The organism is Micromonospora sp. NPDC050200 (assembly GCF_040656135.1).
Taxonomy (GTDB): domain Bacteria; phylum Actinomycetota; class Actinomycetes; order Mycobacteriales; family Micromonosporaceae; genus Micromonospora.
Window position 1 is genome coordinate 118620 of the sequence record NZ_JBFALG010000012.1, and the last position, 4318, is coordinate 122937.

Below are 4318 nucleotides of genomic sequence, written 5' to 3' on the forward strand. Positions count from 1 at the left end.
CGGGTCCTGCATGACCAACTGGATCTGCCGGCGCAGCCGACGCAGCGCGCCGCCGGACAGCTTGGAGATGTCCTTGTGGTGTCGTTCACTCAGCGCCGGATCGCCCGACGCTCCGAACCGGATCGACGTGCGCTGCCGGCCTTGGACAGACCACGGCTCAGCAGGTACGCGCCGGTCAGGACGGTCAGGAACCACCACGACAGGTTCGGGTTGTTGATGTTCAGGCCGTTGGTGGCCGAACCGCGCCAGAACGCGGCGATCACGACGGCCGCGACCGCGATGGCGTAGATCCAGAACTCCGTGGTGAGGAAGGCCTGCTTGGTCTCGGTGCCCGGAGCCGGCATCGGATGCCGGTGCCCGTCCTCCATCATCGGCATCTGACGGGTCTGAGCCTCGTTCATCGGCGCCTGGCTCGGCGCCTCCTGCATCGGCCGGTTCATGGGCCTGGTGGATGCAGCCTGCGTGCTCATCTGGTCCTCCTCAGGATTTGATGAGTACCTGCACTCCCTCGCCCCGCTACCGTGTGTCGGCCACGGCACGGTTCGCGTTCATGGCGCGGGCACCCTCCGTCTACCCGAGGCCCCTGAGAGGTAACACCGGCCCACCAGGGGATTGTCGCCGGCTGCTGGCGCCGCCTCAGGAGCGCCACCGGCGTGGTACGTCAGCGCGCCGCACACTCCACCGGCGACAGCGCCCAGGAAGTGTCGGAGGTCGAGGTTAACGTGTCTCCCGTGACCAGCCCCGGAGATGTACCGCCCGAGCTCCTCGACCGGGTGCGGCCCATCTGCCTCGGGCTGCCAGAGGCCTACGAAGAGCCGGCCTGGGTGGGCGTCCGCTGGCGCATACGGAAGCGGACATTCGGCCACCTGCTCGCCGTTGATCCCGACCACCAGATGGCGTACGCCCGAGCGGCCGGGACCGACGAGCCGCTCTGTGTCCTGACGTTCCGGTCGCCGGTGGACGAGATACACGCCCTCGTCGCTCACGGTGACCCGTTCTTCAAGCCCGGCTGGGGCGCCGACGTCCTCGGCATGGTTGTCGACGACGAGACCGACTGGGACGAGGTTGGCGAGCTGCTCACCGAGAGCTACTGCCTGCTGGCGCCCAAGAAGTTGATCGTCCAGGTCGCCATCCCGGTCGAACCGCTCGGCCCTGGCCGGTCCGCCCGCGCCTAGCGGAGGCGCCCGGGAAATCCTGGTTCGCCCCAGCACGTCCCCGGGTGTCCCTGCGGGACCACTCGTCGCACGATGGGTGCCACCTGGTGTGCACGGGCCGGAGGGAGCGTTCCGTGGTCGGGACGCTCCCTCCGGCGTTAGCTGGTGTTACGGGTCAGTTGGTGAATGTGAAGTAGGCGCGGTGTTGGTATCCGTTGTCGAGGGTGAGGACGAATTCGCGGCAGGTGCCGGCCCAGCTGGGGTCGGTCTTCCACGGGTAGTTGTACTGGCCGTTGGCGTTGGCGGACAGGTGTGAGTCGCCGGGGTTGCGGGCGGCGACGGGGGTGGGCCGGGGGGTGATCGACCCGTCCGGGTTGACGGTCTTGAGGGTGTCGCAGTCGACCAGGCGGGAGTAGGGCGAGCCGCTGGCGAGGATGTTCAGGCCGCGGTTGGTGGCGAGCTTGAACTTCATCGGTGCGGCATCACCGGCGATGACGGTGTTGAGCGCGGGCTGCCCAGCCCGGTCGATGAAGTCCCCACGGCAGGACGGGTGGGTGTCGAATGCCTCGGTGTTGTCGTCACGGTTGGTGGTGCCCTGGACGGCGCTGTAGCCGAGGCCGCGGCGGGCGAAGGAGGCCCAGAGGGTGCAGGCGTTCTCGCCGCCGGTGAGGGCGGCGTCGGCGGCGATGATGGCGTTGCGGCCGGTGACGAACCCGGGTCCGCAGCCCTGCATCTTCAGCCCGTCGATGACCAGCTGCAGAGCGAGGTTGTTGCCGCCGGTGTTCCAGGGCTCGTAGACGTTCGGGTTGAACCCGTGCCGGTCAACGAGGTTCCAGGTCATGTCATACAGCACGGCCGCCCAGCCGTGGCCGATGCCGTGCGGGGCAGCCAGGGAGGTGCCGTCCAGCCAACCGCCGGTCTTGATGCTGTCGTAGGTGAACGGCTGGATGTCCATGTTCCGGGAGTACGGCCGCGGCCGGATCCCGGGACCCACCCGGCTGTCCTGGAACAGCGGGTACTGTCCGTAACCGCGAGCGTTCTCCGGATCGTCGATCGCGGGGTTGAGCAGCGAGACGATCGCGAGGAAGTCGCTCCAGCCCTCACCCATCTGCTCGTCGCCGGTCAGGCAGTTGACCGTCGGGCCACCGGTCAGCCGGTTGGAGACCCCATGGCCGTACTCGTGGAAGATCGTTTCCGAGCGGAACGAGGCGTCTCGCATCGCCGGCCGGGCCAGGTTACGGTGCACCCGACCCGAGGCGGGCAGTCCGGCCTTGATGCTGTTTCCGTCGGCCTGGCTCACCATGACCGCGGGAATGCCGACCGCGGGGCTCATGGATCCGCTCATCACCGCCGGGGCGCCGGCGACGTTGTTGACGACCACCACCGCGGTGGCGCCTGCCCGCTCGCCGTTGACCACCTGCGTGTAGAAGCTGCAGCTGCTGGTTCGGTCGACCACGGCGATCGCACCGCTGGGCAGGCTGTAGTCGGTGCAGCCATCGCCGGTCGCTCCGACCCCGTCGTTGACCAGCACCACCTCGCCGGCGAAGCCGGCGCTCGTGGGCGCGGGAGTGAACCGCGCGTACTCCGCCTCGTAGGTGCCGGCGGCGGAGCCCGCGTTGATCGTCACGGCGTTCGGCAGGCCGAACTGGTTGCCCGGCCAGAGGAACATCTGCATCCGGGGGCGACCACCGTCCAGCGCCGGCGTGGAGAAGTTGGCGTTGTTCTGCCCGGAGCCGTCATGCGCCTCGCACTGCACGTCGTCGCCGCCGGTTCCGCCCCGCCCGTAGTTGTTGACCTGGAAGTTCCCGGACGCCTCGTCGAAGCCGTACCGGTAGGTCAGGTCGTGGACGACGTTGCACCAGTAGAACTGGTTCACCACCGCGGCCTGGGCGTAGGTCTGCGGATGCTCGTTCAGGTCGGCCGGGAAGTTGAAGGTGATGCTGGCTCCGCCGTCGGCCGCGCTGCCGGGGTCGACCTGGTTGTTGGCGTCCCGGTCGGTGTAGGCGTACGCGTTGTTGCCCCGGGTGATGGTGTGCTCGGCGCCCGGCGTGCCGTCGGTGTCGTGCCAGCCGTACGGCGAGGCGGTCCCGTCCGCCGGGTTGGTCACCAGGCTCTGCGGGCCGTCGTTCGGGTCACCCTTCGGGAACTCGAAGACCCGGTAGCTCGACCCGTCATTGACCGGGTTCGGCGGGCTGACCTTGTCGGTGGCGGCGGTCGGGGTCGCGATGGCCGCCGTCTTCGTCTCCCGGCGACCCAGCGTGCTGGCCAGGTCTGCCGGGCTGTCCTGGTCGGTCCAGTCGTCGGCGTTGAGCAGCTTGCCGGTCTCGGCGTCGACGGTGGCGTTCCACAGGTGGAGGTCGGAGGAGTCGTCGATGACCAGTTGCCAGGCCAGGCGGAGTCCGTCGTCGGTCTGTTGCCAGCCCAGCTTGGCGGGGATGGGCTGGTCGGAGATACCGCTGCCGGAGACGACGGTGCGCTGGGCCGGGCCGCTGGTGCGGCTCATCACCCGCGGGTTGGCCGGGTCGGCCAGGTCGAGGGAGTCGGCGGCGGCCTCCACCGCGTCGACGGCGTCGAGGGAGGCGGTGCCGGTGGCCTTGTCCGACAGTCCGGGGACCAGGGTGTCGCCGACGAAGATGACGCTGCCGTCGCGGGCGATGTTGACGGTGGCGGTGGCGCCGAAGACCTCGAGGTCCTGGTAGCGCTGGGCCAGGTTGACGTGCGTCACGCCGCTGTGACGGCTGGTGTAGCTGGAGGCCACCGCGAGGTCGGCGAGGTCTGCCGCGCGGACACCGTACTGGGCCGGCTGCGCCCGCAGGTAGCTGGTGGCGATCTCCTCGGGCCTGCCCTCGTTCGGGCCGGTGAGGAACAGTCCGTCGGGGGTTGGCTGCCCGTCCGGTTCGTCCGGTGCGGCCCAGCCGGGCTGTGCCGTCAGCGGCCCGAGGGCCACGACGAGTCCAGCGGCCATCAGCATTGCGGTGGTGCGTCGGCGACGCGATCTCAGGGGGGATGCAGGCACCGGGGTTCTCCCTTCGCTGTACGAGGCACGGCGAGTTGTCACCTCGCTCCGTGCCACCTGGTGTGCACGGGCCGGAGGGAGCGTTCCGTGGTCGGGACGCTCCCTCCGGCGTTAGCTGGTGTTACGGGTCAGTTGGTGAATGTGAGTA

The 4318-nt window shown here is 69.3% G+C and carries 3 protein-coding genes; 1 reads left to right on the forward strand and 2 read right to left on the reverse strand.

The window, feature by feature from the left end; genetic code table 11:
* Positions 1-89 precede the first annotated feature (89 nt).
* Entirely contained in the window at positions 90-470 is a 381-nt protein-coding gene (locus AB0I41_RS11165; RefSeq protein ID WP_357104876.1) for a hypothetical protein, read from the reverse strand.
* A gap of 261 nt (positions 471-731) precedes the next feature.
* Between AB0I41_RS11165 and AB0I41_RS11170 the strand changes: the two genes are divergently transcribed.
* Complete coding sequence (locus tag AB0I41_RS11170; RefSeq protein ID WP_357104878.1) at positions 732-1175, forward strand: MmcQ/YjbR family DNA-binding protein; 444 nt, start codon at positions 732-734, stop codon at positions 1173-1175.
* A gap of 154 nt (positions 1176-1329) precedes the next feature.
* On the opposite strand, the gene AB0I41_RS11175 is transcribed toward AB0I41_RS11170, so the two are convergent.
* On the reverse strand, positions 1330-4119 hold the full coding sequence (locus tag AB0I41_RS11175; RefSeq protein ID WP_357104880.1) for a M36 family metallopeptidase: 2790 nt from the start codon (positions 4117-4119) through the stop codon (positions 1330-1332).
* Positions 4120-4318: the final 199 nt, after the last annotated feature.